The organism is Comamonas testosteroni ATCC 11996, from assembly GCF_000241525.1.
GTDB lineage: Bacteria > Pseudomonadota > Gammaproteobacteria > Burkholderiales > Burkholderiaceae_C > Comamonas > Comamonas testosteroni.
Window position 1 is genome coordinate 58,870 of record NZ_AHIL01000041.1, and the last position, 23,605, is coordinate 82,474.

General features: G+C 59.8%; 23 protein-coding genes and 1 tRNA gene. 10 read left to right on the forward strand and 14 right to left on the reverse strand.

The window, feature by feature from the left end; translation table 11 throughout:
• Positions 1 to 389 precede the first annotated feature (389 nt).
• From CTATCC11996_RS17660 to CTATCC11996_RS25960, 3 genes are all read right to left on the reverse strand, one after another.
• The gene (locus tag CTATCC11996_RS17660) at positions 390 to 722 is read right to left on the reverse strand and encodes a hypothetical protein (protein WP_034349562.1); all 333 of its coding nucleotides are present in this window, start codon (positions 720 to 722) and stop codon (positions 390 to 392) included.
• 30 nt (positions 723 to 752) lie between these two features.
• The gene (locus CTATCC11996_RS25955; protein WP_238532422.1) at positions 753 to 1,250 is read right to left on the reverse strand and encodes a hypothetical protein; all 498 of its coding nucleotides are present in this window, start codon (positions 1,248 to 1,250) and stop codon (positions 753 to 755) included.
• Between the two features lie 319 nt (positions 1,251 to 1,569).
• Positions 1,570 to 2,193, reverse strand: a complete 624-nt coding sequence (locus CTATCC11996_RS25960) for a hypothetical protein (protein ID WP_236597792.1) — start codon at positions 2,191 to 2,193, stop codon at positions 1,570 to 1,572.
• Between the two features lie 577 nt (positions 2,194 to 2,770).
• Here CTATCC11996_RS25960 and CTATCC11996_RS17680 point away from each other — a divergent pair.
• The 3 genes from CTATCC11996_RS17680 to CTATCC11996_RS17685 all read left to right on the forward strand — a co-directional run bounded on the left by CTATCC11996_RS17680 (position 2,771) and on the right by CTATCC11996_RS17685 (position 4,500).
• Complete coding sequence (locus tag CTATCC11996_RS17680) at positions 2,771 to 3,538, forward strand: LuxR C-terminal-related transcriptional regulator (RefSeq protein ID WP_003078710.1); 768 nt, start codon at positions 2,771 to 2,773, stop codon at positions 3,536 to 3,538.
• 161 nt (positions 3,539 to 3,699) lie between these two features.
• Positions 3,700 to 4,074 carry a hypothetical protein gene (locus tag CTATCC11996_RS25620; protein WP_238532423.1) on the forward strand — a complete coding sequence of 125 codons (375 nt, stop codon included), beginning with the start codon at positions 3,700 to 3,702 and terminating at the stop codon, positions 4,072 to 4,074.
• A gap of 36 nt (positions 4,075 to 4,110) precedes the next feature.
• Entirely contained in the window at positions 4,111 to 4,500 is a 390-nt protein-coding gene (locus CTATCC11996_RS17685; RefSeq protein ID WP_003078712.1) for a phage portal family protein, read from the forward strand.
• Here the strand turns inward: CTATCC11996_RS17685 and CTATCC11996_RS25130 are convergent.
• Both CTATCC11996_RS25130 and CTATCC11996_RS17695 read right to left on the reverse strand, forming a co-directional pair.
• Complete coding sequence (locus CTATCC11996_RS25130) at positions 4,445 to 5,251, reverse strand: AlpA family phage regulatory protein (protein ID WP_238532424.1); 807 nt, start codon at positions 5,249 to 5,251, stop codon at positions 4,445 to 4,447. The two genes, CTATCC11996_RS17685 and CTATCC11996_RS25130, sit on opposite strands and share 56 nt — an antisense overlap.
• A gap of 564 nt (positions 5,252 to 5,815) precedes the next feature.
• Positions 5,816 to 5,900: transfer RNA gene (locus tag CTATCC11996_RS17695), tRNA-Leu, on the reverse strand.
• A gap of 40 nt (positions 5,901 to 5,940) precedes the next feature.
• On the opposite strand from CTATCC11996_RS17695, the gene cysM reads away from it, so the two are divergent.
• The 3 genes from cysM to CTATCC11996_RS17710 all read left to right on the forward strand — a co-directional run bounded on the left by cysM (position 5,941) and on the right by CTATCC11996_RS17710 (position 7,963).
• Complete coding sequence (gene cysM / locus CTATCC11996_RS17700) at positions 5,941 to 6,846, forward strand: cysteine synthase CysM (protein WP_003078715.1); 906 nt, start codon at positions 5,941 to 5,943, stop codon at positions 6,844 to 6,846.
• A 197-nt stretch (positions 6,847 to 7,043) separates the two neighbouring features.
• Positions 7,044 to 7,667, forward strand: coding sequence for an NUDIX domain-containing protein (locus CTATCC11996_RS17705; RefSeq protein ID WP_003078716.1), 624 nt, complete (start codon positions 7,044 to 7,046; stop codon positions 7,665 to 7,667).
• A 68-nt stretch (positions 7,668 to 7,735) separates the two neighbouring features.
• Positions 7,736 to 7,963 carry a sulfurtransferase TusA family protein gene (locus CTATCC11996_RS17710; RefSeq protein ID WP_003052800.1) on the forward strand — a complete coding sequence of 76 codons (228 nt, stop codon included), beginning with the start codon at positions 7,736 to 7,738 and terminating at the stop codon, positions 7,961 to 7,963.
• A gap of 73 nt (positions 7,964 to 8,036) precedes the next feature.
• On the opposite strand, the gene galU is transcribed toward CTATCC11996_RS17710, so the two are convergent.
• The 6 genes from galU to CTATCC11996_RS17740 all read right to left on the reverse strand — a co-directional run bounded on the left by galU (position 8,037) and on the right by CTATCC11996_RS17740 (position 14,966).
• Complete coding sequence (galU, locus tag CTATCC11996_RS17715) at positions 8,037 to 8,924, reverse strand: UTP--glucose-1-phosphate uridylyltransferase GalU (protein WP_003078718.1); 888 nt, start codon at positions 8,922 to 8,924, stop codon at positions 8,037 to 8,039.
• Positions 8,925 to 8,996: 72 nt separating this feature from the next.
• Positions 8,997 to 11,900, reverse strand: a complete 2,904-nt coding sequence (locus CTATCC11996_RS17720; RefSeq protein ID WP_003078722.1) for a valine--tRNA ligase — start codon at positions 11,898 to 11,900, stop codon at positions 8,997 to 8,999.
• Between the two features lie 318 nt (positions 11,901 to 12,218).
• Positions 12,219 to 12,869, reverse strand: a complete 651-nt coding sequence (locus CTATCC11996_RS17725) for a VOC family protein (protein WP_003078725.1) — start codon at positions 12,867 to 12,869, stop codon at positions 12,219 to 12,221.
• Between the two features lie 194 nt (positions 12,870 to 13,063).
• A complete protein-coding gene (locus CTATCC11996_RS17730; protein ID WP_003078729.1) occupies positions 13,064 to 13,639 on the reverse strand; it encodes a YceI family protein in 576 nt (191 codons plus the stop codon).
• A gap of 82 nt (positions 13,640 to 13,721) precedes the next feature.
• The gene (locus tag CTATCC11996_RS17735) at positions 13,722 to 14,285 is read right to left on the reverse strand and encodes a YceI family protein (RefSeq protein WP_003078731.1); all 564 of its coding nucleotides are present in this window, start codon (positions 14,283 to 14,285) and stop codon (positions 13,722 to 13,724) included.
• Between the two features lie 132 nt (positions 14,286 to 14,417).
• Positions 14,418 to 14,966 (reverse strand): cytochrome b, encoded by a 549-nt coding sequence (locus CTATCC11996_RS17740; RefSeq protein WP_042438214.1) that lies wholly within the window; start codon positions 14,964 to 14,966, stop codon positions 14,418 to 14,420.
• A 124-nt stretch (positions 14,967 to 15,090) separates the two neighbouring features.
• Here CTATCC11996_RS17740 and CTATCC11996_RS25625 point away from each other — a divergent pair, with 124 nt between their 5' ends.
• From CTATCC11996_RS25625 to CTATCC11996_RS17755, 4 genes are all read left to right on the forward strand, one after another.
• Positions 15,091 to 15,291 carry a hypothetical protein gene (locus CTATCC11996_RS25625; RefSeq protein WP_042438198.1) on the forward strand — a complete coding sequence of 67 codons (201 nt, stop codon included), beginning with the start codon at positions 15,091 to 15,093 and terminating at the stop codon, positions 15,289 to 15,291.
• A gap of 197 nt (positions 15,292 to 15,488) precedes the next feature.
• Positions 15,489 to 18,296, forward strand: coding sequence for a xanthine dehydrogenase family protein molybdopterin-binding subunit (locus tag CTATCC11996_RS17745; RefSeq protein ID WP_003078736.1), 2,808 nt, complete (start codon positions 15,489 to 15,491; stop codon positions 18,294 to 18,296).
• Positions 18,296 to 18,865, forward strand: a complete 570-nt coding sequence (locus CTATCC11996_RS17750; protein WP_003078739.1) for a (2Fe-2S)-binding protein — start codon at positions 18,296 to 18,298, stop codon at positions 18,863 to 18,865. Before CTATCC11996_RS17745 ends, CTATCC11996_RS17750 begins: the two co-directional genes overlap by 1 nt.
• Complete coding sequence (locus tag CTATCC11996_RS17755) at positions 18,858 to 20,144, forward strand: cytochrome c (protein WP_003078742.1); 1,287 nt, start codon at positions 18,858 to 18,860, stop codon at positions 20,142 to 20,144. The genes CTATCC11996_RS17750 and CTATCC11996_RS17755 overlap by 8 nt, the downstream gene beginning before the upstream one ends.
• Positions 20,145 to 20,308: 164 nt before the next feature.
• On the opposite strand, the gene CTATCC11996_RS17760 is transcribed toward CTATCC11996_RS17755, so the two are convergent.
• From CTATCC11996_RS17760 to CTATCC11996_RS17770, 3 genes are read right to left on the reverse strand one after another with little or no spacing between them, the layout of a single operon-like run.
• Complete coding sequence (locus tag CTATCC11996_RS17760; RefSeq protein ID WP_003078744.1) at positions 20,309 to 21,619, reverse strand: heme biosynthesis protein HemY; 1,311 nt, start codon at positions 21,617 to 21,619, stop codon at positions 20,309 to 20,311.
• A 17-nt stretch (positions 21,620 to 21,636) separates the two neighbouring features.
• A complete protein-coding gene (locus CTATCC11996_RS17765; RefSeq protein WP_003078747.1) occupies positions 21,637 to 22,752 on the reverse strand; it encodes a uroporphyrinogen-III C-methyltransferase in 1,116 nt (371 codons plus the stop codon).
• On the reverse strand, positions 22,749 to 23,594 hold the full coding sequence (locus CTATCC11996_RS17770) for a uroporphyrinogen-III synthase (RefSeq protein ID WP_003078750.1): 846 nt from the start codon (positions 23,592 to 23,594) through the stop codon (positions 22,749 to 22,751). Before CTATCC11996_RS17770 ends, CTATCC11996_RS17765 begins: the two co-directional genes overlap by 4 nt.
• Between the last annotated feature and the right edge of the window lie 11 nt (positions 23,595 to 23,605).

Consider the following 23,605-nt stretch of genomic DNA (forward strand, 5'->3'; position numbering starts at 1 on the left):
GGCTTTTCGCGTGGAGAACGGAAGGCTGGATGGAGCGAAGCTGCCTTCTCGGCTTGGGTATGTAGTGCCGGATCGGACCGGAACGCCCTGATTTGGGAATTTCACTTCCCAGCTCTCGCCCTAGAGGGATGCGGATTGTATTCGATATTCAGGCGCAAAAAAATGTCGCGGCTTTCCTTTGGGGGAAAACGCGTTGCGCCCACGATGTCGACATGGGGGACGCTGAGTCACTTTGTCAGCACAGACTCTTCTTGGTGTCGCTATCAGTGCTGAGTGACTGCATATTTGCAGAGCAAAAATCAACAAGGGCGGGTTGAAGCCCGCCCTTGTTAGGTGAGTTGCGGTCAGCATCAATGGAGTGCTGCCCTCCTGTTATGCCTTTGATTAGCCTATTCGCTGGTAGGCACGAAAAACAGGTACTCACCTGGCCCCATCTGCGGGGTAATCACATAGCCTTCGCACTGCCTGTCCTTGCATTTCACAGGGATAGCGCGGGGCCATATCGTTGCAGCAGTCGGATAGCCAGGCAGGTACTGCGGCACATGCCAGACGCCATAGTCACCAACCGGCTCTGCTTGCTGCGAGCCTGCTGCACCTTGCTCGCCGCTTCCGAAGATCTGGCGCTGAATGCTCAACGGCTCGTTGATGGCCCTGGAGTCGGGTGCAGCCAAAGACGAAGCGCAGCATAGTGCAATCGCTAAAAGAGCTAGAGTCTTGCCCATAGCGGCCTCCTAGATTAGGAATCACGCCCACTAATTGGGGTACAGCTGTGCTGTACGTGGGTCATCCATCACAGAGGTGACCGCCGATGGTCGAGTGACTTCAGGTGCCAAACCCGACTGAGCCTCTGAGGGGGACGCAGCAGGAGTTGGGCTACCTTGTGCCGAAGCATCCGGCCCGTAGTTGTTGCGGCGCTCATCAGCGGTCATGGATTGCGGGCATTTAGAACCCGTGATCTCCAGTGCCACGCGAGCGGCAGGATCCATGCAGTCCATAGCCAGCGAGGCTGCCTTCATGCCCTTGTTCCAGAGCTCGCGGCTCATTTTCAGGCGTTTGCAATGCTCGTCCGTCCAGGTTGTACCGAAGCTCACGCCAAAGCCTGGGCCGTTGGCACTGCCGCTGCTGCTGCCCATGCAGGTGTCATTGCTGGTCGTGAGGTTGGGGCCGTTCACGCTGGGAACGTTCTTCATGGTGTAAGTACCGGTGTACTCCACAATGTTCTTGGACGTCCCGGACACAGTGCTGTTCAAGTTCTGAGTGGTCGTGCCGTTCGTTGTGATGTTTTGATCGGACGTTGAAGTGGATCTGCTGTCCATCGTGGCGACAGATCGACTCTCCGCCGGGGCAACGACCGGATTGACAATGGTGACCGACTGATTCTGTTGTGCCCCCACGGATGAGGAGCTAGAGGAGCTTTGCGCGCTGCTGTCGGCACTTTGCGCATAACTGCACAAAGGAACGCAAAGACTTAACAGAGCTATTGAGAATTTCATGCTTTGCTCCTATGTTGCCCGAGCCCGGCCAGGCAGCCAGACCCGGGACACACACAACTATCTTGGGACAGCTGCCTTAGTTGGCATTGGCAGTAGAGCCTGCACCAGCAAGACCGGAGGTGCCACCACCATTGGAGAAGTAGCCGGCGTTACCCCAGGAACCCGCATTCTGGTGGACGGTACCCACAGAGCCTGCGTTCGATGTGGTGTTGGTCAATGAGCCCCAAGGTGAGGAAACGGCTCCCGATGTGGCGTTGTAGCCAGAGGTGGTGCCAGCATTGTTGTTGATGTAAGCCAAGCCGCCGCCAGGGCCGGCGCCAGTTGCAGCAACATTCGCTGTCTGGGAAGAGGCGCCGCCGAAGGCAGTGCCGCTGACGGGTCCTGCGTTATAGCCGGCAGCAGCAGCCGAGCCCGCATTGGCATTGGTAGCCGCTACGCCGCCCGCAACACCGTTGCCGGAGGTTGCGGAAAGGCTCTTCACATTACCGAAAGTAGTGGCGCTACCGTCGACAGCGGCCCCACCGATGCCAAAACCGCCTGCGCCGATAGCGCCGCCAGCAGCGTTTGCATTCGACGTGGCACCGGAGGTTGCACTATTCATGCTCAGCGCACTTCCGTTGCCCGAGCTGGCAGCACCCGACAGCGTGGCAGACGATGCGCTCGACGTCGTGTTTGTGGCTGCAATGCTTGAACTGCTCACTGCAGCAGATGCAACACCAGCCAACGCAATAACCGCCATGGCAATCAGAGACTTTTTCATGATCATTCCTTTGAATAGCGAGTTCCCAGATAACTGAGAGTGTGTGAGCGAGAGACCGATGCAATTTCGCAAAGGCCAGTGTTAACCGTCAACAAGTTCTGGAGTGCTTTGTTACGTTCCAAAACTGCTTTCGGTGAAGGCAGTTTCAGAAAACGACGGAGAAACAGTAATACCCCATTCAAAGATATTTTTTGAAGAATTTAAAATGATGAAAAAATGATTAATTTGTTATGGTCTGTGGATGATGTGCTATTGAAAAAATAGTGCTTGTTGGAAAATTCTTACAATGCTAAAAAATGTAATCTTTATTTCTTTTTATTTTATCTGCCCATTGTTTCAAAAATAAAGGGTTTACATCTATTTTGCGATGGAGATAAGTTAATACCTTGTATTCAAGTATTAATTTGTAAAAATATAAACCTTATTTTTCTATACTTGTTTTTTGTGGATTTCCAATGGGATGAATTTTATTTTTCGCGAGATTCGCAAGCAATCGACTCATCAAATGGAGTGTCACATGTATCTATCCGACGCATCTATGAGTTCACGGTTTGATGATGCAGGCAGTGCAGAAGTCACATCTACAGTCTTTGGGCGCATGTGGCCGTCCGACATGAAGGGGCAGCAGAACCAGCCGGTGCGAGTCTTTCTGGTTGACGAGGACAGCCATGTCAGGAATGTGATCTCGCAGGAGCTCATGCGTGACCCGCGCACTCTTCTGGTAGGGCAGGCTTCCAGCTACAAGGAGGCTCGTAAGAACGTCTTTTTGCAAGAGTTCGATGTGCTCCTCATTGACCTGTCTATTGGTGAAGGCCAGGGAGACGAGTTGCTGGAATCGATCCAACTAAAGAGGCCTGACGTGCTCAGCATTGCAATTTCTGCAAGTGAAAACGACGATGCGGCAATGAATGCTCTTAAAAGAGGCGCTGTTGGATACCTGGTGAAAAACTCATGGTTTGGAAGTTACTCGCAAGCTGTGCTGGAAGTGGCCAATGGCGGAGCGGCTATATCTCCAGTAGTGGCAAAAAAAATCATTCCTAAAATATTCAAAGCCAATTTGCATGAAGAAAGCATCCTCAAACACAAGAGCTTCGAGTCGCTGACTGAAAGAGAAGTGGAAATATTGAAATTGATAGCTCAAGGAAAAAGCTCTCTCGAGGTTGCGTCCTACTTGAAAATAAGCCCTTTGACTGTGTCAACGCATATAAAAAATATTTATGGAAAAATGCAAGTAAGAACCAGAGCGCAAGCTGTCAGGTGTGCAATCCTGATAGGAGTTATTTGAATACTGCTGTTAGCTGTGCTCGAGTTCTTACATGAAGAAATACTCTGTCTGACATCGAGTATTGAAATGATATTTGAATTTGAAATATTCGTTTGAAGGTTTCTTTACAGGGAAATTTCTTTCATGAGGTGGAGGGCGCTTTACCTGACCGATCTTCGATCATGTGGTCCATGTTGGGCAAGGCTTGCGTGCTGCTTTCACATGGATGCGATCCAGCAGCTTTGGCGCTTCATCAAGGTCGTGGTTGGGTCGACCGCGAGGTTGGGCATGTCGCACATAGGCATGGCGCGGATTCGTTTGCCAGCCCCTTCAGTGACGGTGACTTCTGTGCGGTAGTCCTCCGCGTCGCAGTCATCTCCCCAAAGGCGGGAGATGCTGCAATCTCAAATGCCAATTTCAAATTCAATAGCACCTTTGACTTTCTAGGTCTTGCTGACGTCGTGCCTGAGCAGGCCTGGGGCATCTTTACTGCAATCACATCATTCAAAAGCATGCCGGTGGCAAATGCCTGCTCCATTCCGTCACGTAGCACTTGATCGACTTGCGCATCGACGGCGCGAAACAGCTCTGGCGTGATCTTGAAAGTGCGGGCGTTGTGTCCATGCGCCAGGCCCGAAGATCTCAAGCTGATTTCGGTCAACGAGATCGTGGCCAAGGATGATTTCAGTGTGATCAGGAAAGCCCGCGAGGCCAATGTGCTGGCCGCGTATCCCGTCCCGTCCGGATTGCAGGGCATCATCCCCAACATCACGGGCAGACTTGGCAATGCCAGCCAATCCCTGGATGTTTTCTACAAGAATGAGGTTACCCCGTTGCAAGAGCTGTGCGAGACATTCAAAGAGTGGGCGGGATGGGGTATTGTGAGGTGGCTTTCTTATGAGGCAAATTCGAGCTGGCCACTGCACTCTATTCAGCGGTACTGGGAGGGGGAGTCAGGGAATGGGGGTACCACTCCGAAATGACCGATGCTGCGTGTGCATGTGCTGATCGCCAGAGGTCGTTCTGGCTGGAGCCAGGATGGTCTGGTAGTTCGATGTGTCTATCAGCAGCCCGAATAGCGAACCAAATGCCATGGTCCCAGTCCTTGTCTCGTCGCTGCTTCTTAAGGCCTGGTGCCGTAATCACGACGACTCTCTTATTGCCCGCTCTTGCATAGCCGATTTCAACCAGCGTTCCAAAAGCCTCCAGGTCTTCGAGATAGGCGACAACAACGTCGGCCCGTGAGATGCCTTGAAGAGCTCCGCGATAGGCAGCGCTTTGCGGGCTGGAGGGAGAGTAAGAATTCGTGCCATGCATCGGTCCATGGTTGCCATTTCTCGCTTTCCACGGACCGGAATACATGAACCTCGTACAAGTTCCGTGAAATAGCATTTCTTCCGGCGGTGCAATCAGCACATCGGTATCTGAATTCTCGATCCCTAGATCACCAAGTGCCTTGGATCTGGATACGTCGAAGATTCGCCAACAGGAAAACTCTCCGCCCAGGTTCCCATTGTCTGAAGCTGCCCCCATTTTTCCCGCCATGTAGACGACAGGTAGAACCAGGTTCGCTTGGCGAGTTGCCCTGCTCGCCTGCAGCCAGCTTTCGACATCCGTTTCGAACCAGCCAACTGCTCTGTTGCTCATTGGTGTGGGATGGGGAAACTTGTCCTTGCGCAACAGCTTGTAGAGCATCGATCTTGATAACCCAGTCCGTGTCAGAACCTCATCCATAGAGATGACATTCTTGGTGAAGCGTGACGTGCTCTCCGTAGACATATGGCTTCTTGAGCTCGTGTGTTAGGTGGATGAACTGGCGTTAATTAATGCAATAAGTATTAAGTTTCGATAGCCATAACCGATGTAGGAGTGATTCTGGCATTGTTGTCGAATACGAACGATTTGTATTCTGTGTGTATTTTCATCCCCTTTCACCATGCGGAGGGACATGACGTTGCTGCCGAGTCTGCCTGCTTCGTAAGGTGCAAATTACGAGTTGGTCGGCATATCAACCTGCACTGATGCACGGGAGGCCGGGTCTTTGAGGGGGCGGGAAATTACGAGGCTTGCGGGACGCCAGATAGGCTGAAGCCATCATTGGGTGGGGGTGCCTTTGTTCAAGGCGAGAGCTGCCATCTCGCCATGCAAGCGGGAGGACACAGGCATGCTTTCGGATGTCGTTGCATGGTTTTTGCGCCAATCGTTTTTTTGAGATACGCCAAATCTCAATTTGCGAGGGGGCCATTGCGGCAAAAAAAAAAGCCGTTAAGTCCTTAAAACTTAACGGCTTTTTGTATGTGGTGCCCGGGGCCGGAATCGAACCGGCACGCCTTGCGGCGGGGGATTTTGAGTCCCCTGCGTCTACCAATTTCACCACCCGGGCTTCGCTTAGCGCAGACGCGAATTATGGCACAGTATTGGACATGAAAACTTATTCGACCATCGAACATGCTATCGGTCACACGCCGCTGGTGGCATTGCAACGCATCGGCGCGGATGCAAACCGTGAACGTGCAAACGTAGTGCTGGGCAAGCTCGAAGGCAACAACCCGGCTGGCTCCGTCAAGGACCGGCCTGCGCTGTCCATGATCCAGCGTGCTGAAGAGCGCGGCGAGATCAAGCCGGGCGACGCACTGATCGAGGCAACGTCGGGTAACACTGGCATTGCCTTGGCCATGGCTGCAGCCATCAAGGGCTATCGCATGATTCTGATCATGCCCGAGGACCTGTCCATCGAACGTGCACAGACCATGAAGGCTTATGGCGCCGAACTGATTCTGACGCCCAAGAGCGGCGGCATGGAATATGCGCGCGATCTGGCCGACCAGATGGTGGCCCAGGGCAAAGGTGTGCTGCTGGATCAGTTTGCCAACCCCGACAATCCCAGGGCCCACTATGAAACTACAGGGCCGGAGCTGTGGGAGCAGACCGGTGGCGAGATCACTCACTTTGTGAGTGCCATGGGTACGACCGGAACCATTACCGGCGTGGCCAAGTTCCTCAAGGAAAAGAACCCGAACATCAAGATCATCGGCGCTCAGCCTTCGGAGGGATCGCGCATTCCTGGCATCCGCAAGTGGCCCGAGGAGTATCTGCCCAAGATCTATGACGCTTCGCTGGTCGACGAACTGGTCTATGTGACCCAGGACGATGCCGAAGACATGGCCCGCCGCATGGCGCGCGAAGAAGGCATCTTTGCGGGTATCTCGGCTGCCGGGGCACTGTGGGTGGCCCAGGAAATTGCCAAGCGCGAGCAGAATGCCACCATCGTGTTTGTGGTGTGCGACCGTGGTGATCGCTACCTCTCTACAGGCGTGTTTCCGGCATGAGCCATGTCTTTTGCGTGATAGCGCAAAAGAGAATCAAAGCTCCAAATGACAGTCAGCGCTTATCCATCAAGCGCTGACTGCTAGCAATATCAAGAATAGTACTTACGCAAACAAGAATGCAACAGCGGCCTGCCTTCTGAGACAGACGCCTCGCCTGAACCTGTTTTGCGTAAGTCGTGAAGAATACGGAGAGCCTCATGGCTTATGAAGTCCGCTTTTGTTCCAACTGCGCGACTGAGCTGCAATGGATTGTGGCCAGCGAGGACAGCGGCGAGGTACAGCGTCTGCGTTGCCCGAGTTGCGGGTTCACGCATTGGGGCAATCCCACGCCGGTGCTGGCGGCTGTGGTGGAGGGTGATGACGGCCGGGTGCTGCTGGCGCGCAATGCACTGTGGCAAGAGGGTGTTTTCGGCCTGATTACGGGCTTTATGGAAGCCGGTGAATCGCCAGAAGCCGGTATCTGTCGCGAGGTTCTCGAAGAGACGGGGCTGCGCGTGAAGGCGCTGCGTCTGCTGTGCTGCTCGGAGTTTTTGCGCATGAATCAGGTGCTGATTGCCTACCATGTGCGTGTGCATGGCCGGCCAGAGGATGTGAAGCTCTCGCCCGAGCTGCTGGAATACCGCTGGCAGACGGCCCAGGAGTCGCTGTGCTGGCCTGCGGGCACGGGCTACGCTCTGGCAGAGTGGATCAAGCAAAAAGGCTTCGAACCGCGCTTTGGCGCTTTCCGTCCTGGTCAAAATCCCGAGCCTGACCCCGCTAAATGGCCTGTGCGACGCTGGGGCGAGGATCCGCGCTTTACGGTGGCCCCCGTTCTGGTTTGAGCAAAGACCGCGCTGGCACTGCCTGCGCCTGGTTTTTCTACAATCGGAGCTGACGAGGAATCCACCCCATGCACGTAGATCAAGAAGTTGACACCCGCGGCCTGAACTGTCCGCTGCCCATTCTCAAAGCCAAGAAAGCGCTGGCTGCCATGCAAAGCGGCCAACTGCTCAAGGTCGTGGCCACCGATACTGGCTCCATCCGGGACTTCCAGGCCTTTGCCAAGCAGACCGGCAATGAGCTGGTCGAGCAGCAGACGGTCGGTGATGAATTCATTCACATCCTGCGCCGACGTTGAAAGCCAACGGTTGACGCAACAAAGGCCTGCATTTGCAGGCCTTTTTCGTATCAGAGCTCCTTGGCGAGCTGGCTCAGAGGCTCAAGCTTTTGAGGTACTCGCGAAAGCTGTCGCCCACATCGGGGTGCTGCAGCGCCAGCTCCACCGTGGCCTGCAGAAAACCTTCCTTGCTGCCGCAGTCATAGCGTTTGCCGGCGTATTGGAAGGCGTAGACGGCCTCGTGCTGCATCAGGCGCTCGATGGCATCGGTCAGCTGAATCTCTCCGCCCACGCCCTGGGGCTGGTTGCGGATCTGGTCGAAGATGGCCGGGGTCAGTACATAGCGGCCGGCCACGCCCATGCGCGACGGGGCTTTTTCGGGGGCGGGCTTTTCCACGATCTCGTCGATACGCATCAGCGGTCCGCCTGCGGGCTCGCCCTTGACGATGCCGTAGCGCTTGGTGTGCTCAAGCGGCACTTCCTGCACGGCCAGCAGAGAGCGGCCCTGCTTCTGGAAGGCGGCAGTCATCTGCGCCATCACGCCGGGGCCGCCGTTCTCTCCGGTCATCAGGTCGTCGGCCAGAATCACGGCAAAGGGCTCGTTCCCCACCAGAGGCTCTGCGCACAGCACGGCATGGCCCAGACCCAGGGAGCGGGGCTGGCGCACGAACAGGCAGTTCATGTCGGCCGGGCTGACGCTGCGCACCAGATCCAGCATGGCCTGCTTGCCGGCATTCTCGAGTTCGTTCTCGAGTTCGTAGGAGGTGTCGAAATGGTCTTCGATGGCCCGCTTGCTGCGGCCGGTGACAAAGACCATGTCGCGGATGCCGGCCTCGTAAGCCTCTTCCACGGCGTACTGGATCAGCGGCTTGTCCACGACGGGCAGCATTTCCTTGGGCGAAGCCTTGGTGGCGGGCAGAAAACGGGTGCCCAGGCCTGCAACAGGGAACACGGCTTTGCGGACGCGGGTTTGATTGCTCATGTGCTTGTCATTTCTGGATGGAAAAAAGGCGCAGTTGCCTGCGCCTTGTTTTTGGAGGGAGTTTAGCGGGGTTTAGCCCAGACGAGCGAGTTGCTCGTTGATGCGGGCCAAGGTGGCGCCGAAATCGGCAAGACGCTTGCGCTCCTGCTCCAGCACCGCAGCAGGAGCCTTGGCGCAGAAGGCCTCGTTGCTCAGCTTGCCGTTGGCCTTGACGATCTCGCCTTCGAGGCGCTTGGCTTCCTTGCTCAGGCGGGCCTTCTCGGCTTCCACGTCAATCTCCACGAACAAAGCCAGGCGGATATCGCCCATCACGTTCACGGGCGAGGCTTGAGCTGCAGTGGCCCAGGCGGCCTCGTCGTCGAAGACCTTGACTTCGCTTAGCTTGGCCAGGTTCTTGAGAACGTCGGCATTGGCGCGCAGGAAGGCCGAATCGTCGGCATTGCCGGCAACCGCCAGCAGCGGCAGGCGCTGGGCGGGCGAGACGCCCATCTCACCACGCAGAGCGCGGCAGGCGTCAACCATCTGCTTGATGCGGCCCACGTAGGCAATCGATGCTTCGTCGATCTTCTCGGGCTGGGCTTCGGGGTAGCGGGCCACGGCGATGGACTCGCCCTTGAGGCCGGCCACGGGCGCAACCTGCTGCCACAGCTCTTCCGTCACGAACGGAATGATGGGGTGGGCCAGACGCAGGATCACCTCCAGCGTACGGATCAGCGTGCGGCGCGTGGCGCGCTGCTGGGCTTCATTGCCAGTCTGGATCTGCACCTTGGCGATTTCCAGATACCAGTCGCAGAACTCGTTCCAGACGAAGTCGTAAATCGTGTTGGCGACATTGTCCAGGCGGAACTCGGCAAAGCCCTTGGCCACTTCTGCCTCGACCTTCTGCAGCTGCGAGGCGATCCAGCGGTCGGGCTGGCTGAAGTGCATATAACCCGCAAACTCGCCGCCGGGCTGGCATTGCTCCTTGGTGTGAGGAGCCAGGCCGCAGTCATGGCCTTCGCAGTTCATCAGCACGAAACGCGAAGCATTCCAGAGCTTGTTGCAGAAGTTGCGGTAGCCCTCGCAGCGCTTGCTGTCGAAGTTGATGCTGCGGCCCAGAGACGCCAGGGCGGCAAAGGTGAAGCGCAGTGCGTCGGCTCCGTAGGCGGGAATGCCTTCGGGGAATTCCTTTTGCGTGTTCTTGCGCACCTGGGGCGCAGTCTCGGGCTTGCGCAGGCCGGTGGTGCGCTTTTCCAGCAGCGGCTCCAGCGAGATGCCGTCGATCAGATCGACCGGGTCCAGCACATTGCCTTCGGACTTGCTCATCTTCTTGCCCTGTGCATCGCGCACCAGGCCATGGATGTAGACATGCTTGAACGGAACGCGACCGGTGAAGTGCGTGGTCATCATGATCATGCGCGCCACCCAGAAGAAGATGATGTCGTAACCCGTCACCAGCACCGAGGAGGGCAGGTAGAGGTTGTAATCATCATCGGCAGCATTGCCTTGCTCGGGCCAGCCCATGGTGCTGAACGGAACCATGGCCGAGGAGTACCAGGTGTCCAGCACGTCTTCGTCGCGGGTCAGCTTCTTGCCGGGGGCCTGTGCCTGGGCGTCGGCTTCGTTCTTGGCGACGTAGATATTGCCTTCTTCGTCATACCAGGCCGGAATCTGGTGACCCCACCACAGCTGGCGCGAGATGCACCAGTCCTGGATGTTGTTCATCCACTGGTTGTAGGTGTTGACCCAGTTTTCGGGCACGAAGGTCACGTCGCCATTGGCCACGGCATCAATCGCCTTCTGGGCGATGGACTTGCCGGTAGGGTCCTGGTCGCTGACCTTGCTCATTGCGATGAACCACTGGTCGGTCAGCATGGGCTCGATCACCTGGCCGGTACGGTCGCAGATGGGCACCATCAGCTTGTGCTTCTTGATCTCGACCATCAGGCCCAGTTCTTCCAGGTCGGCCACGATGGCCTTGCGGGCCACAAAGCGGTCCATGCCACGGTATTTCTCGGGTGCTTCGTCGTTGATCTTGGCGGTCAGCGTCAGCACCGTGATCATGGGCAGCTTGTGGCGCTGGCCCACCTGATAGTCGTTCTGGTCATGCGCAGGCGTCACCTTCACCACGCCGGTGCCGAATTCGCGGTCCACGTATTCGTCGGCAATGATAGGGATCTGGCGGCCCACCAGCGGCAGGGTCACTGTCTGGCCGATCAGGGCGCGATAGCGCTCGTCTTCGGGGTGGACCATCACGGCCACGTCGCCCAGCATGGTTTCGGGGCGGGTGGTGGCGACCACCAGTTGGCCTTCGCCGCTGGTCAGCGGGTAGGCGATATGCCACAGGCTGCCGTCCTTTTCCTGGTTCTCGACTTCCAGATCGGACACTGCAGACTGCAGCACCGGGTCCCAGTTCACCAGGCGCTTGCCGCGGTAGATCAGGCCTTGCTGGTACAGCTTCACAAAGGTTTCGGTCACCACCTTGGACAGTTTTTCGTCCATGGTGAAGTACTCACGGCTCCAGTCCACGGTGTCGCCCATGCGGCGCATCTGGGTGGTGATGGTGTTGCCGGACTTTTCCTTCCACTCCCAGACCTTTTTGGTGAATTCGTCACGGCCCAGGTCATAGCGGCTCACGCCCTGGGTCTGCAGCTGGCGCTCAACCACGATCTGGGTAGCGATGCCTGCATGGTCGGTGCCGGGAATCCAGGCCGTGTTGTAGCCCTTCATGCGGTGGTAGCGTGTCAGCGAGTCCATGATGGTCTGGTTGAACGCGTGGCCCATGTGCAGCGTACCTGTCACATTGGGTGGGGGCAGCTGGATGGAGAAGTTGTTGCCTGCAGCGGCAGCTTCGGTACCGGGCTTGCCCGTGCCGCGATAGCCGGCATTGCCGTAGCCGCGCTTTTCCCACTCAGGACCCCAATGGGCTTCGATGGAGGCAGGTTCAAAAGACTTGGAGAGGCTGTCGAGGCCGGGCTGTTGAATGGTGTCGCTCATGGCTGCGTTACAAGAACTCTGGAAATGAAAACGGCATCCTGAAAAGGGATGCCGTCTGCATGAAAGATAGGGACGGATTGCCAATGATTTTAGCGATCCGATCCGGTGATGAGCGCGGTAGGTCTTATTTCGCCCTTCTGCGCTTATTTATCAAGTGCTCGTAGCTATAAAACTGATACCGACTGAGCCAGCTGCACTTTGAATATGCGTGCGCCAGCCAAAGGGCAGCAAGCGAGGCCTGGGCGGCCCCAATCGCCCCGACAAGCACAGAGGGGGAAGGCGCGGGGCCACCTGGGCATAGCGCCTCAGAGGGGGCGCTTACTTGGGAGGAACAAACTCCGGCCGGTCGTTGCTTTGCGGTTTGAGCGGAGCGTCGGACTTGCCTTCGGCACGTTCCTTGCGCCACTGCTCCTTGCGGGCCGTCCACTCGTCCAGGCGTGCATGGGCGGTCTTGCTTTCCTTGAGCATTTGCAGCTCGTCGGCCAGCTGGGCCGTCAACTCCAGGCGGATGCCGTTGGGGTCGAAGAAGTAAATGCTCTTGAAGATGTGGTGATCGGTCACGCCCAGCACTTCCACGCCGCAGGCCTGCAGGCGGGCCTTGGTGTTTTCCAGCTCCTGCACGGAGTCCACGCGGAAGGAGATGTGATTGATCCAGATCGGAGTGTTGGGTGAGGGCAGGGCTGCCTCGTCGTCGCCAATGTCAAAGAAGGCGATGAAGGAGCCGTCCTTGAGGCGGAAGAAGAAATGGGTGTAGGGGCAGTACTCGCCCGTGGAGGGGACGTAGTCGCTCTGGATGATGTGGTAGAGCGGCAGGCCCAGGATGTCCTCGTAGAAGTGACGGGTCTCTTCTGCATCCTTGGCCTTGTAGGCGTAGTGGTGCAGCTGCTGCACGGCGGCAGGTGCGGGCAGCTGGCTCATGTCCGCGCGCCGGGGCTGGGAGTAAACCGGAGTAGGGGCGGCTTGGCTCATGCGATGTCTCCTTCAATTGTGTGAGTGGATTTATTCTACTATTCGTAATTGATTAACCTAAAGTAAATTTTTTAATGAAAGGGATTTGTGTCTGAAGCATGCCGCAGACGCAAAAAAGCCCGGACCGTTTGCACGGGCCGGGCCAAAGAGAGAGCCCGCAAAGGGCTTCACTCGAGAGACTTTGCGGACCTGGATTACTGCTTCACGGCTTCGATCTGCATGACCAGGCGCACTTGCTTGGAGAAGCCATAGGGGATGCCGTAGTCCACGCCCCACTGGGTGCGGTCGATGGATGCTTCAAAGTCGCCGCCGCAGACTTCACGCTTTTGCAGCATGGGGCTTTCGTAGCAGGTGAACTTGTTGGCCTTGAGGGTGACGGGGGCGGTCTTGCCCTTGAGCGTCAGGTGGCCGGTCACTTCCTTGAGCTTGTCGCCGTCGAAGACAAATTTGTCGGAGACAAACTTGGCGCTGGGGAATTTCTCGGCGTCAAAGATGTCGGCGCTTTGCAGATGCTTGTTGAAAGCGGCGGTGCCGGAGTTCACCGATGTCATGTCCAGTTCGACATCGACCTTGCCGGTCTTGCCTGCCTTGTCGAACTGCACGTTGCCGCTCTTCTTGTCAAAGCGGGCACGATTGGTCGAGGCGCCAAAGTGATCGATCTCGAAAGTCGCAAACGTGTGTGTGGGGTCGATGGCGTAGGTGGCAGGTGCCGCCTGGGCAGCGGTGGCAAACAGGGACGCAGCGGCCAGGGCGAACAGAGTGGAACGCATGGTGAATACTCCTTCAGGGATTGGAACTATCAAAACACGAGCTACCAGCGATTGACTATCAAGGGCTGGAGCCAAAAAACGCTTAGAGCTTGCCGACGCCGGTCAGAGCCAGCTTGAATTGCACGTTGACCTCGTCGGCCACCATGGAGGTGTCCTTCCAGTCGCCATCGCCGATCTTGAAGTTCAGGCGCTTGAGCGCCAGCGTGCCGGTGGCCGTGGTGGTGGCGCCGGACTGGGTCAGCGTCACAGGCAGGCTCACTTTCTGTGCATTGCCCTTGATGGTCAGCGTGCCGTCCACCTGGAACTTGCCGCCACCCAGAGCCTTGACGGCGCTGGAGTCAAAGGTGGCCTGAGGGAATTTGGCAACGTTGAACCAGTCTGCCTTGGGCAGTTCGGCATCGGTTTCCTTGGCGCCCATGGTGGCGCTGCCGGTATCGACCGTGAAATGGATCTTGCTGCTCTCAGGTTTAGCGGCGTCGAAGGCAATCTGGGCGTCGAACTTCTTGAAGTGGCCCTTGAGCGGCACGCCCATCTGCTTGGCTTCAAAGTTGACAGCGCTTTGCGCGGGCACCAGGGCTTGAGCGGCCTGTGCGGTGTTGCCTAGGAAAGCGGCTGCAATCAGTGCGGAGGAAAAAAGGACTTTCATCAAAAACTCCTTGTGATGAACAGAGAAAATTGAAAAATTGGCGCGATCCAAGCGAGAAACACCGAGCAAGGGCCGCCCCGCAGCGACGGTGTTGTCCCCTTGGGGGGAAGCGGCGGGGCCGCTCAGGGGGGACTATTTGCCCGGAACCATTCGTGACAGCAGTCCGTCGCGGTCAACGATCTGATGCTTGATGACGGCAGCGATATGCATCACCACCAGGGCTGCCAGCGCATAGGCCAGATAGCCATGCCAGGGCTTGAGTGCTTCGGCCAGCTCGGGACTCTTGCTCACCAGGTCAGGCAGGGGCAATTGTCCGAACAGCACGATGGGAAAGCCTGCGGCCGAGCTGTACATCCAGCCCACCAGCGGGATGGCAAAGAACAGCGCATACATCAGGTGATGCACGCCATGGTGGGCCATGCGCTGCCAGCCCGGCATGGTGCGGGTGACGGCTTCGGGCAGCTCCGGTGGTCGGTGGGTGATGCGCCAGACCAGGCGCAGCACGGACAGGATCAGAATCGTCATGCCGGCCCATTTGTGCCAGTTGAAGTACTTGAGGCGTGTGGGCGAGAAAGGCAGCCCCGTCATATAGAGGCCAAAGGCGAAGATGCCGATCAGTGCCAAGGCCAGAACCCAGTGCAGGGCGATGGCGGTACCGGTATAGCGGGGGCTTGAGTTCATGGAAACTGCAATCAGAAAGTGCGGGTTGCGGGCGCTGGGGGCCTGCTGAAATTGATATGCAGTGTATGAAGCGGGGAATGCAAAAAGGTTCAGCAAGATTGAGGGCTCGATTCAAAAAAGCTGAATGCCCGAGCCAAAAAGCGCTGGCTTCTGCAAGCTCATCGAGCAATCGATGCAGAGCGAAGTGGGCGCATGCCGTTTTGCACGACAAGCATCAATGAAGGAAGTCGGCATTGATGCACATCAATTTTCCGAGTATTTGACTTGTGAATTTGGGTGGCGAGAAATCATGCTGGCCGCTGTTTCTATACTCCGCGCCTCTTAGTCTTTTAAAAGACCAAAGCGTGGCGGACGGCCAAGGCTGGCGATATGTGGGCAGAAATGCCGACAACAACTGCAGCCGTTATCACCTGCTTTTTGACTCTCGGACGCATACAACGTTCGGGAACACATAGTCATCTAGCGATGTGCCCACGCCAGTCCTTGCTGTTGCTGTGCGCATTGCAGCAAGGAGTTGGAACCGTGTCCAAACTGGACTTGAATCGGCGCAGTTTTCTGAAGGCTGCCGCCGCCATGGGCGTGATTGCGAGTGTGCGCCCGGTCAAAGATGTACTTGCGGAATTGATAACGCCCGCCAGCGGTCAGGAGACCCACTGGATCAGTGGCAACACGCTCAATTACCGCCGCGACGGCATGGCCAAGGTCACCGGGCAGAAGGTCTTTGCCATCGACCTGCGCGCCAGGGACATGCAGGGCTGGCCTGCGCAGCAGTCGCACGCGCTGACCATCCACATCCCGCGCGCCGACCGCATCTACGAAGGCCTGGATCTGTCGGTGCTGGGCAGCGACTACCAGCCTGATGTGCTGATCGACGCCGAGTCCATCGCCGCCGACGGCGTGGGAATGCCCGAGCCGGGCTTCTACGGCGAATTCTTCGTCAAGAAGGGTCAGGTCTCGCCCATGCTGGGTCACCCCGTGGCCGTGGCCATCTGGCACGACTACGAGAAGTTCCGCGTGGCCAACCAGCGCCTGCGCTTCAACGACGCGATCTTCCGCTTCGGAGCCGAGGCTGCCCAGCCACCGCGCGCGCCCTATGTGGCCGCGCGCTATGTACGCGTGCAGGGCGAGGACGGCTATGGCGAGGACAGGTTCTCGCCCATGAAGAACACCGTCATCTGGCCTCAGCTCGATGAAAAAGGCGTGCACTGGCCCGACAGCAGCCATCCCGCCTTCGGCGCGCTGATGGGCGAGTCGGCCCGCATCCAGGCCGAGATGAAGCAGCCCAAGGACGGGTTGCGCGCTTTTGCACGCAAGTACTACAGCCAGTCCATCGAGCATGTGGCCATGGAAATGGAAAACGGCCTGGCCTGGTATGAGCAGGGCAGCGGTGCGCTGCATATGGTCGCAGCGAGCCAGGCGCCCTACGGCACGGCCGAGCATGTGATGCACATGCTCAAGGACAGCAAGCTGGCGCTGAACCAGCTCGACTACATCAGCTCCTACACGGTGGGCTACGGCCAGAAGGAGCACCATCCCTTCCCGTTCTACGTGGCACTGGCGTCGCTGTACGCCCAGGGCCGTCCGGTGCGGCTGGCGCTGGACCGCTGGAAGCACTTCCAGTTCGCCCTGAAGCGCCATCCCTTCGATGTAGAGACAGCGATCTCGGTGGACAAGGATGGCAAGTTCCACGCGCTGACCTGCCACATGGTGGGCGACGGCGGCGGCGTGACCAACTTCAGCCCCTCGGTGGGCACGGTGGCAGTGACCGCGGCGCAATCCATTTACTACTTCCCGGAGAGCGACCTGTCGACCGAGGTGTACCCCTCCATCGGCGTCACGGCCGGCTCCATGCGCGGCTACGGCACGGTGCAATCCATGGCCTATACCGAGATGCTGGTCGATGAGATCGCCCAGGAGATCGGCCTGGACGCCATCGAGCTGCGCCGGCGCAATGTGCTCAAGAGCAGCATGAAGAACACCCAGGGCGCCTCGCCCTCGGGTCATCTGCGTATCGGCGAGATCCTGGATATGGCCGCCAAGGACCCGATGTGGACCGAGCGCGCCAAGCGCAAGGCCGACTTCGAGGCAGCCAACCCCGGCCTGCGCTACGGCATAGGCTTCGGTGCGGTGCAAAAGGACTTCGGCACGGGGGCAGAAGCCTCGATCGCGCAGCTTGAGATCACGCCCGAGGGCCGCATCAAGATGCGCCACATCGCCACCGAGATCGGCACCGGCAGCACCACGGCGCAGCTGGTGGCGGTCGAGCCCTTCCTGGGGCGCCCGGCGGACGACGTGGACTTCGCAGTCAACCACTGGGACAACCTGCCGCTGCATACCAAGGACGAGCCCTACACCACGCCCCAGGCCAAGGAGGACGAGCTGGCGCGGGACCCGACCTGGACACCGCGCCTGGTCTCGCCGGTATCGGCCTCGAACTCGGCCTACTACTTCCGCCACGCCACGCAGCAGGCGGCGCAGTTGCTGCTCAAGCTCTGCCTGTGGCCGGCTGCCCAGTCGATCTGGTCCGGCAAGGAAGGTGGTGGACAGTTGCTGCCCAGCACCGTCACCGAAGACATGCTGGAGTGGCGCGAGCGCATGCTCGTGGCCGAAGGCCTGGAGCCGCTGAGCCTTGAGCGCCTGGCCGAGCGCGCGCACGAGCTGGGCATCGTGACCGGCGTGTGCGTGCACGCCTTCAACCGCTGGGCCTGGGCCAAGGCCGACTTCACGGTCGAGGGCATTAAGTTCCAGGCCATGATCGACGCCCTGTCCGTGCAGTACGGCAAGAGTGCCGGCGAGGCCAAGAAGGCTGCGATGAAATCCGGCGGCTATGCCTTCATCGCACGCGACAAGGTCTATTACCCGCCGGTGCAGCGCACCAATGCGGGCACGGTGTACTACGCGCCCTGCGCCACCATGGTGGAGCTGTCCGTGGCCCCGGGTACGGGCAAGGTGAACATCCTCTCGCACAAGACCTGGCTGGAATGCGGCACGCAGATCGTGCCCGAGCTGGTCTCCGGCCAGATCCAGGGCGGTGTGGCCATGGGCATTGGCCATGCGCTGTACGAAGACCTGCCGCTCCATGAGACCGGCCCCGGCAACGGCCAGTGGAACCTGAACCGCTACCACGTGCCGCGTGCCAGCGAAGTGGCCGTGTGGAAGGCCGAGGGCGTGGTGCTGCCGCCGCTGTCGCGCACCGATCCGCCCAAGGGCATGGCCGAGGTGGTGATGATTCCGGTGGTTGCCGCCTGCGTCAACGCCATCGCCCATGCCACGGGCAAGCGCTTCCATGCGACCCCCGTGACCCCCGACAAAATCAAAGAGGCACTGTGATGCAGGACCGTATTCAATTCTCCGCCACCATCAATCGCAAACAGGTAGGCCCCGTCGACGTTCCCAAGGACTTGATGATGATCGAGTTCCTGCAGGAGTACGCGGGCATGAACGGCACGCGCCTGAGCTGCGGCCAGGGTGTGTGCCGCGCCTGCACCATCATCGTCGACGACCCTGAAAAAGGCTCGATCACCGTGCCCGCCTGCGTGACCGGCGTGACCTGGCTCAACGGCAAGACCATTCGTACCGTGGAGGGCATTGCTTCGGTGGACGACAAGGGCGTAGTCCATCCCTCGCCGGTGCAGAAGGCCTTTCTCGAGCACTACTCCTTCCAGTGCGGCTACTGCACGCCCGGTTTCGTGAACTCGGCCACCGTGCTGGTGGAAAAGCTCCAGAAGCACCCCGTGCCTGCCGATGAGGTGGAAAAAGCCATCGAGGAACAACTGGAGCCCCATATCTGCCGCTGCACTGGCTATGTGCGCTACTACAACGCGGTGCGCGACGTGATCCTGAAGACGCCGGGCCTGACCACGGGCAAGCGCAGCAAGGAGGTCGTCAACAATGGCTAAGACCTGGATCAAGGGCCTGGGCGCAGCCGCCGCTGTGGGTGCGCTCGTGGCCGGCGGCATGTATCTGTACGGCAGCGCAAGCGGCGACGTCCCGCCGGCCACGGTGGACTTTGCCAAGCTGGGCCCGCAGGAGTTCGATACGCTGTACAGGCGCGGAGAGCAGGTGTTTCGCGGTGGTGACTGCGCGGCCTGCCACAGCTCGCCCGCCACGGGCGCGGAGCTGGCGGGCGGCGTTCCCATGGTCACACCCATGGGAACGCTTTACGGCAGCAATATCTCGCCTTCCAAGGAGCACGGCATCGGCGGCTGGACGGCCGACGATCTGTACCGCGCAGTGGCTGCCGGCATGGCGCCGGGGCGCAAGAACCTGTATCCGGCCATGCCGTATGCCAGCTACCACCAGATCACGCGTGCCGATGTCGATGCACTCTGGGTGTGGCTGATGAAGCAGCCGGCCGTGGAAGTCGCCAACAAGCCCAGCGAGATGAACTTCCCGTTCAACATCCGTCCTGCCGTGGCCATGTGGAATGCGCTCAATCGCCCCGCCGCCAAGGAGTTCGACATGTCGGTGGACGAACTGGTGCGCGGCAAGTATCTGGTGGATGTGCTGGGCCATTGTGCCGAATGCCACAGCCCGCGCACCAAGGCCACCTTTGCCATGGATGGCTCGCGCTATCTCGAGGGCAATACCATCGAGGGCTCCTACGCTCCGGCGCTGACCCCCGATGCGCTGAGCGAGCGCGGCTGGACCAAGGACGATCTGGTCAAGTTCTTCCGCACCGGACTGTCGCCGCAAGGGGTGATGACTTTCCGCATGTCATCAGTGCTTGAGCATTCCACCTCGCGCATGGCGGAGGCCGATGTGCGCGCCATGGCCGCTTATCTGACCCAGAACCGCGAGATGCCCGGGCCCAAGCTCAAGGCTGCCGAGGGGCAGACCAGCGTCAAGGGCGAGAACCTGTACCTGGGCCTGTGCGCAGGCTGCCACGGTGTGCAGGGCCAGGGTCAGCCGCATTCGTCGGTGCCTATGAGCACCAACACCACGGCCATGTTCCCCACGCCCATCAACCTGATTCGCGTGATCCGCGAAGGCGTGCACGAGCGTGATCTGGCCCATGGCGAACGCATGCAGACCATGCCCGGCTATGCCGACAAGCTCAGCAACGAGGAGATGGCCGAGCTGGTCAACTACATGCGTCAGACCTGGGGTGGTCGCCCTGGCGACGTGACTGCCGCGCAGGTGGCGGAGCATGTGAAGACCATAGAGCACAGCAAGTAACTCCGGACCAGGCTTGAGGCCACGGTCGCTCGCGGATTGCCGCAGCGGCCGTGGCCTTTTGCTTTGCGCCAGAGGGCCGCAGGGGCGTTGGCCGCACAGAGTGCGCACGACTCCATGCCGCAGTCGCGGCTTGCCTGTTGCCTGTGAGTCGTATCGGAGCGCGCTTATTCGTCCTGCGCCGGATTGTCCGGTAGCACCACCATGGCCTGGGCTGCGAGCTTCCAGGCGATGGCCGAGGCCTCCATATCGCCACGGTGCTCGGCCATCAGCGCCAGGCGCTGCCAGGCGCGGGTACGCAGCTGGGGGTCTTGCAGCAGCGGCGCGGCGCGGGTCAGCAACTGCTGGGCCTTGCCCCATAGCTCACGCTGCACGCAGGCCATGCCGGCCAGATATTGCAGGCGCGGCTCGCGCGGGTTGGCATTGGCTGCAGCTTCCATGCGAGCGAGCCAGGCTCCATCCAGCTTGCCCAGGCACGATTGCAGCACTTCCACCAGCTTGGGCAGATGGGTTTCTGTGCGCGGTCCGGGCTGGGTCAGCAGATGCTCCCACACGGGCAGCAGCCAGGCGCGTGCCTGCTGGGCTTCGCCACCCAACTCGATCAGGCGTTCCGTGGCAGGGATGGCCACTTCGGGCATGGCGCGTTCGTCTTCGTCCAGCGACAGCCAGAACTGCTGCAGCGACGAGGTGTCGCGTGCGTCACGGATGCTGGCCAGAAGCAGGCCACGAACCACGCTGGCCGAGGCCGCAGGAGAGAAGGCGCGGTGCTTGGCCAGCAGGCGGGCGGTGTCCAGCGCCGCCTGCGTGTCGCCGGAAAGGCGTGCGGCCTTGAGCTTGATGCGCAGGGCAATCGTGCGACGGCCGGCGCCCAGGGGCAACTCGCCCAGGCGGCGAATCGATTCTGCGGCATCGCGGTCGTCCAGTGCCCAGCGGGCCGCGCGCATCTGGGCGCCTTCGCGAATTTCCATGTCCTGGGTGTTGCCGGGTATGGGCAGCACGTCCAGGGCCTGCTGCCAGTGCTTGTCGCGCAAGGTGGCATCCTGCAGGGCGTGGGAGGCATCGGCGGCGATCAGATGGGCCGTGGCGTTCAGGCGCTCGCCATAAGGCAGGCCGGCCTTTGCTTCGCGCAGCGATTGCTCGGTGGACAAGGCGGCCAGGGCCGATTTGCGGGCGCGCAAAAAGCGGCCGGCTTGCAGGTGCGAGAGTGCTTCGAGCAGGCTCTGGTTCATGCCACGCTCTTTTTGCTGCATGCGCCAGCGGCGTGCCTGGTGCGGCATCTGCAGCAGCACTGCCAGGGCACGCAGCGCGGCATAAAGCAGCAAGAAAGCCAGAAAGAGCAGAGCCAGGGCCAGGTTCAGCGACATGTCCACCCGGTAGGGCGACCAGAACCAGGTGACCGAGCTCTGGTTATTGCCAGCAAACAAGGCCATGGCCACGGCCACGGCAAACAGACCCATCAACCACAAGGCGGCGCGCATTTCTGTGTCCTCCTCGATTAGCGGCCGGCGGCCGCTGTGGTCAAAGCGTTCAGCGTGTCTTCAAGCTCTACGCGTCCGCCCGTATGCAGATTGGCCTGAATCTGCTGCAGCTGCGCCTGGGCGATCTGAGTGCGTCGTGAGCGTGAGTCAAAGTATTTGTTGAGCAGGGTGCCAGCAGCGCTGAGGTCGGCGCGTGCCGATTCCCACTGGCGCGACAGCAGGGCCAGACGGGCGTTGAGCAGTTGCAGCTTGAGGTTCTCGCGCAGAAAATAGCCCTGCTCGGGGGCCAGCAGGGCCACCTCGGGGTGATCGATGCGGCGCACGCGCACCAGATCGGCCGCGCCATCCTTGAAGGAGTCCCAGACCCGCTCACCCTGGCCCTGCCACCAGGCCCATTGAGTGAGGGAGAGACTGGCGTCCTCGGGCGTGTCATGAGCGGCCGCCGTCTTGCGGGGCTGGGCATCGCGCGCACGCGGGCGGCCCACATCGTTGATGAGAGCCAGGTCGTCCACCTGGCGAATCAGGTCTTCGATACGGCTGAGCACCCCCGTGGTGTCCGTCACGCTCATGCGCGAGAGCTTGTCCAGATCCAGATCAATGGCTCGCACAACGGGAGCCAGACGCGGCTGGGCTGTGCTTTCCACGCGCTTTCGGGCCGATTTGAGGCTGGCGACCAGCGGCTGCAGGCTGCCCGAGAGTTCAGCCTGTTGCTGGGCCATGCGTACCGAGGATTCGATGTCGGCCACCAGGTTTTCATCGCGTGAGCGCGACATGCTTTGCATCAGCTCTTCGAGCTGGTTGCGTTGCAGGCTGAGTTCGGCCACACGCGCCTCCATCACGGAGACACGCGCTGCGCTGTCGCGAGCCAGATCTTGGGCGTCCTTGGCCAGGGTGCGAGCCTCCACCGACTGCGCGCCGGACTGCGCCGACTGACGAGCCAGCTGCTCCTGCATATTGCCCACGCGCTGCCACAGCATGCCGCAGGCGACCAGGGCTGCGGCAGCCACCGCTCCCAGCGTCAGCACCAGAGCCGTGGGAGCACCACGCCCGGTCTGAGCGGGCACGGAAGGATCCTGGCTGGAAGGGGGGGCTGAGGGTTGGTTGTCGGAGGTGGGGATGGCATCGGAGCTCATAGAGCCGATTCTATAGACGCAACCACATCGTCCAGACTTGGGCGACTGTGCAAAACCCGACCGAAACCTGCTGAAAGTGCTTTGCTGGCAATGCGTTCATGGGTGGTGAGCGCTAACCCAGAGTGCCATTTCTGCTGGGGCAGCAGCTGTTGCAGGTTGGCAACAGCTTCCGAGCTGCTGAACAGCCACAGGCTGCCGTCGCTGGCGGCTTGCCGGGCCAGATCCAGCTGCTGCGCCGTCCATACGGGAAGCTGGCGCTCATACACAGCCAGCAGTTCCACCTCGGCTCCGGCTTCGCGCAGCCGGGATGCCAGCCAGTCACGGCCTGCACCTTGTGTGGACGGGATTTGCATGCCTGCATTGCCGACGACAGGGGCGGTCGAAGGGCTGGTACCGCGCACGATCAGCACGCGGTCGCCGGCTCGAACCTGGCCGTGGACGTTCTGCCAAAGCGCTTCGGATTCGAACTGGGCCGCGTCAGGCGAAGGGCCGTCAATCTGGAGGGAGGCCAGTCCTGCTTCGAGCAGGGCGCGCTCTGTGCCCGGGCCCGGCGTCCATGCCCTGGTATCAGGTGCCAGCAACGCTTCAGCATCAAACGCCGGAGTTTGATCCTGGGCAAAAAAATACTGCACCGCATTGCCGCTGACAAACATCACGGCCCGGTAGTGACCGGGTTTCAGCGCCAACTGGCGCGCCCTCAACAAGGCCTGGCGAGCCGCCGGGTCGTTGCAAGGCCCTATGCCTATCAGCGGCAAGGCCTCGGCCTGCAGGCCGCGGGCGCGAAATGCATCAACCCATGGTTTTGCATCATGCAAGGGACGGGTGACCAGAACGAGGCGCATCGGCAGGCGCG

Excerpts from the sequence above, each read along its gene's own strand:
- CTATCC11996_RS17660 (WP_034349562.1), bottom strand. The coding sequence starts at position 722 with ATGGGCAAGACTCTAGCTCTTTTAGCGATTGCACTATGCTGCGCTTCG.
- CTATCC11996_RS17680 (WP_003078710.1), top strand. The coding sequence starts at position 2,771 with ATGTATCTATCCGACGCATCTATGAGTTCACGGTTTGATGATGCAGGC.
- CTATCC11996_RS25620 (WP_238532423.1), top strand. The coding sequence starts at position 3,700 with ATGTGGTCCATGTTGGGCAAGGCTTGCGTGCTGCTTTCACATGGATGC.
- CTATCC11996_RS25130 (WP_238532424.1), bottom strand. The coding sequence starts at position 5,251 with ATGGATGAGGTTCTGACACGGACTGGGTTATCAAGATCGATGCTCTAC.
- cysM (WP_003078715.1), top strand. The coding sequence starts at position 5,941 with ATGAAAACTTATTCGACCATCGAACATGCTATCGGTCACACGCCGCTG.
- CTATCC11996_RS17705 (WP_003078716.1), top strand. The coding sequence starts at position 7,044 with ATGGCTTATGAAGTCCGCTTTTGTTCCAACTGCGCGACTGAGCTGCAA.
- CTATCC11996_RS17710 (WP_003052800.1), top strand. The coding sequence starts at position 7,736 with ATGCACGTAGATCAAGAAGTTGACACCCGCGGCCTGAACTGTCCGCTG.
- galU (WP_003078718.1), bottom strand. The coding sequence starts at position 8,924 with ATGAGCAATCAAACCCGCGTCCGCAAAGCCGTGTTCCCTGTTGCAGGC.
- CTATCC11996_RS17720 (WP_003078722.1), bottom strand. The coding sequence starts at position 11,900 with ATGAGCGACACCATTCAACAGCCCGGCCTCGACAGCCTCTCCAAGTCT.
- CTATCC11996_RS17725 (WP_003078725.1), bottom strand. The coding sequence starts at position 12,869 with ATGAGCCAAGCCGCCCCTACTCCGGTTTACTCCCAGCCCCGGCGCGCG.
- CTATCC11996_RS17730 (WP_003078729.1), bottom strand. The coding sequence starts at position 13,639 with ATGCGTTCCACTCTGTTCGCCCTGGCCGCTGCGTCCCTGTTTGCCACC.
- CTATCC11996_RS17735 (WP_003078731.1), bottom strand. The coding sequence starts at position 14,285 with ATGAAAGTCCTTTTTTCCTCCGCACTGATTGCAGCCGCTTTCCTAGGC.
- CTATCC11996_RS17740 (WP_042438214.1), bottom strand. The coding sequence starts at position 14,966 with ATGAACTCAAGCCCCCGCTATACCGGTACCGCCATCGCCCTGCACTGG.
- CTATCC11996_RS25625 (WP_042438198.1), top strand. The coding sequence starts at position 15,091 with ATGCCCGAGCCAAAAAGCGCTGGCTTCTGCAAGCTCATCGAGCAATCG.
- CTATCC11996_RS17750 (WP_003078739.1), top strand. The coding sequence starts at position 18,296 with ATGCAGGACCGTATTCAATTCTCCGCCACCATCAATCGCAAACAGGTA.
- CTATCC11996_RS17755 (WP_003078742.1), top strand. The coding sequence starts at position 18,858 with ATGGCTAAGACCTGGATCAAGGGCCTGGGCGCAGCCGCCGCTGTGGGT.
- CTATCC11996_RS17760 (WP_003078744.1), bottom strand. The coding sequence starts at position 21,619 with ATGCGCGCCGCCTTGTGGTTGATGGGTCTGTTTGCCGTGGCCGTGGCC.
- CTATCC11996_RS17765 (WP_003078747.1), bottom strand. The coding sequence starts at position 22,752 with ATGAGCTCCGATGCCATCCCCACCTCCGACAACCAACCCTCAGCCCCC.
- CTATCC11996_RS17770 (WP_003078750.1), bottom strand. The coding sequence starts at position 23,594 with ATGCGCCTCGTTCTGGTCACCCGTCCCTTGCATGATGCAAAACCATGG.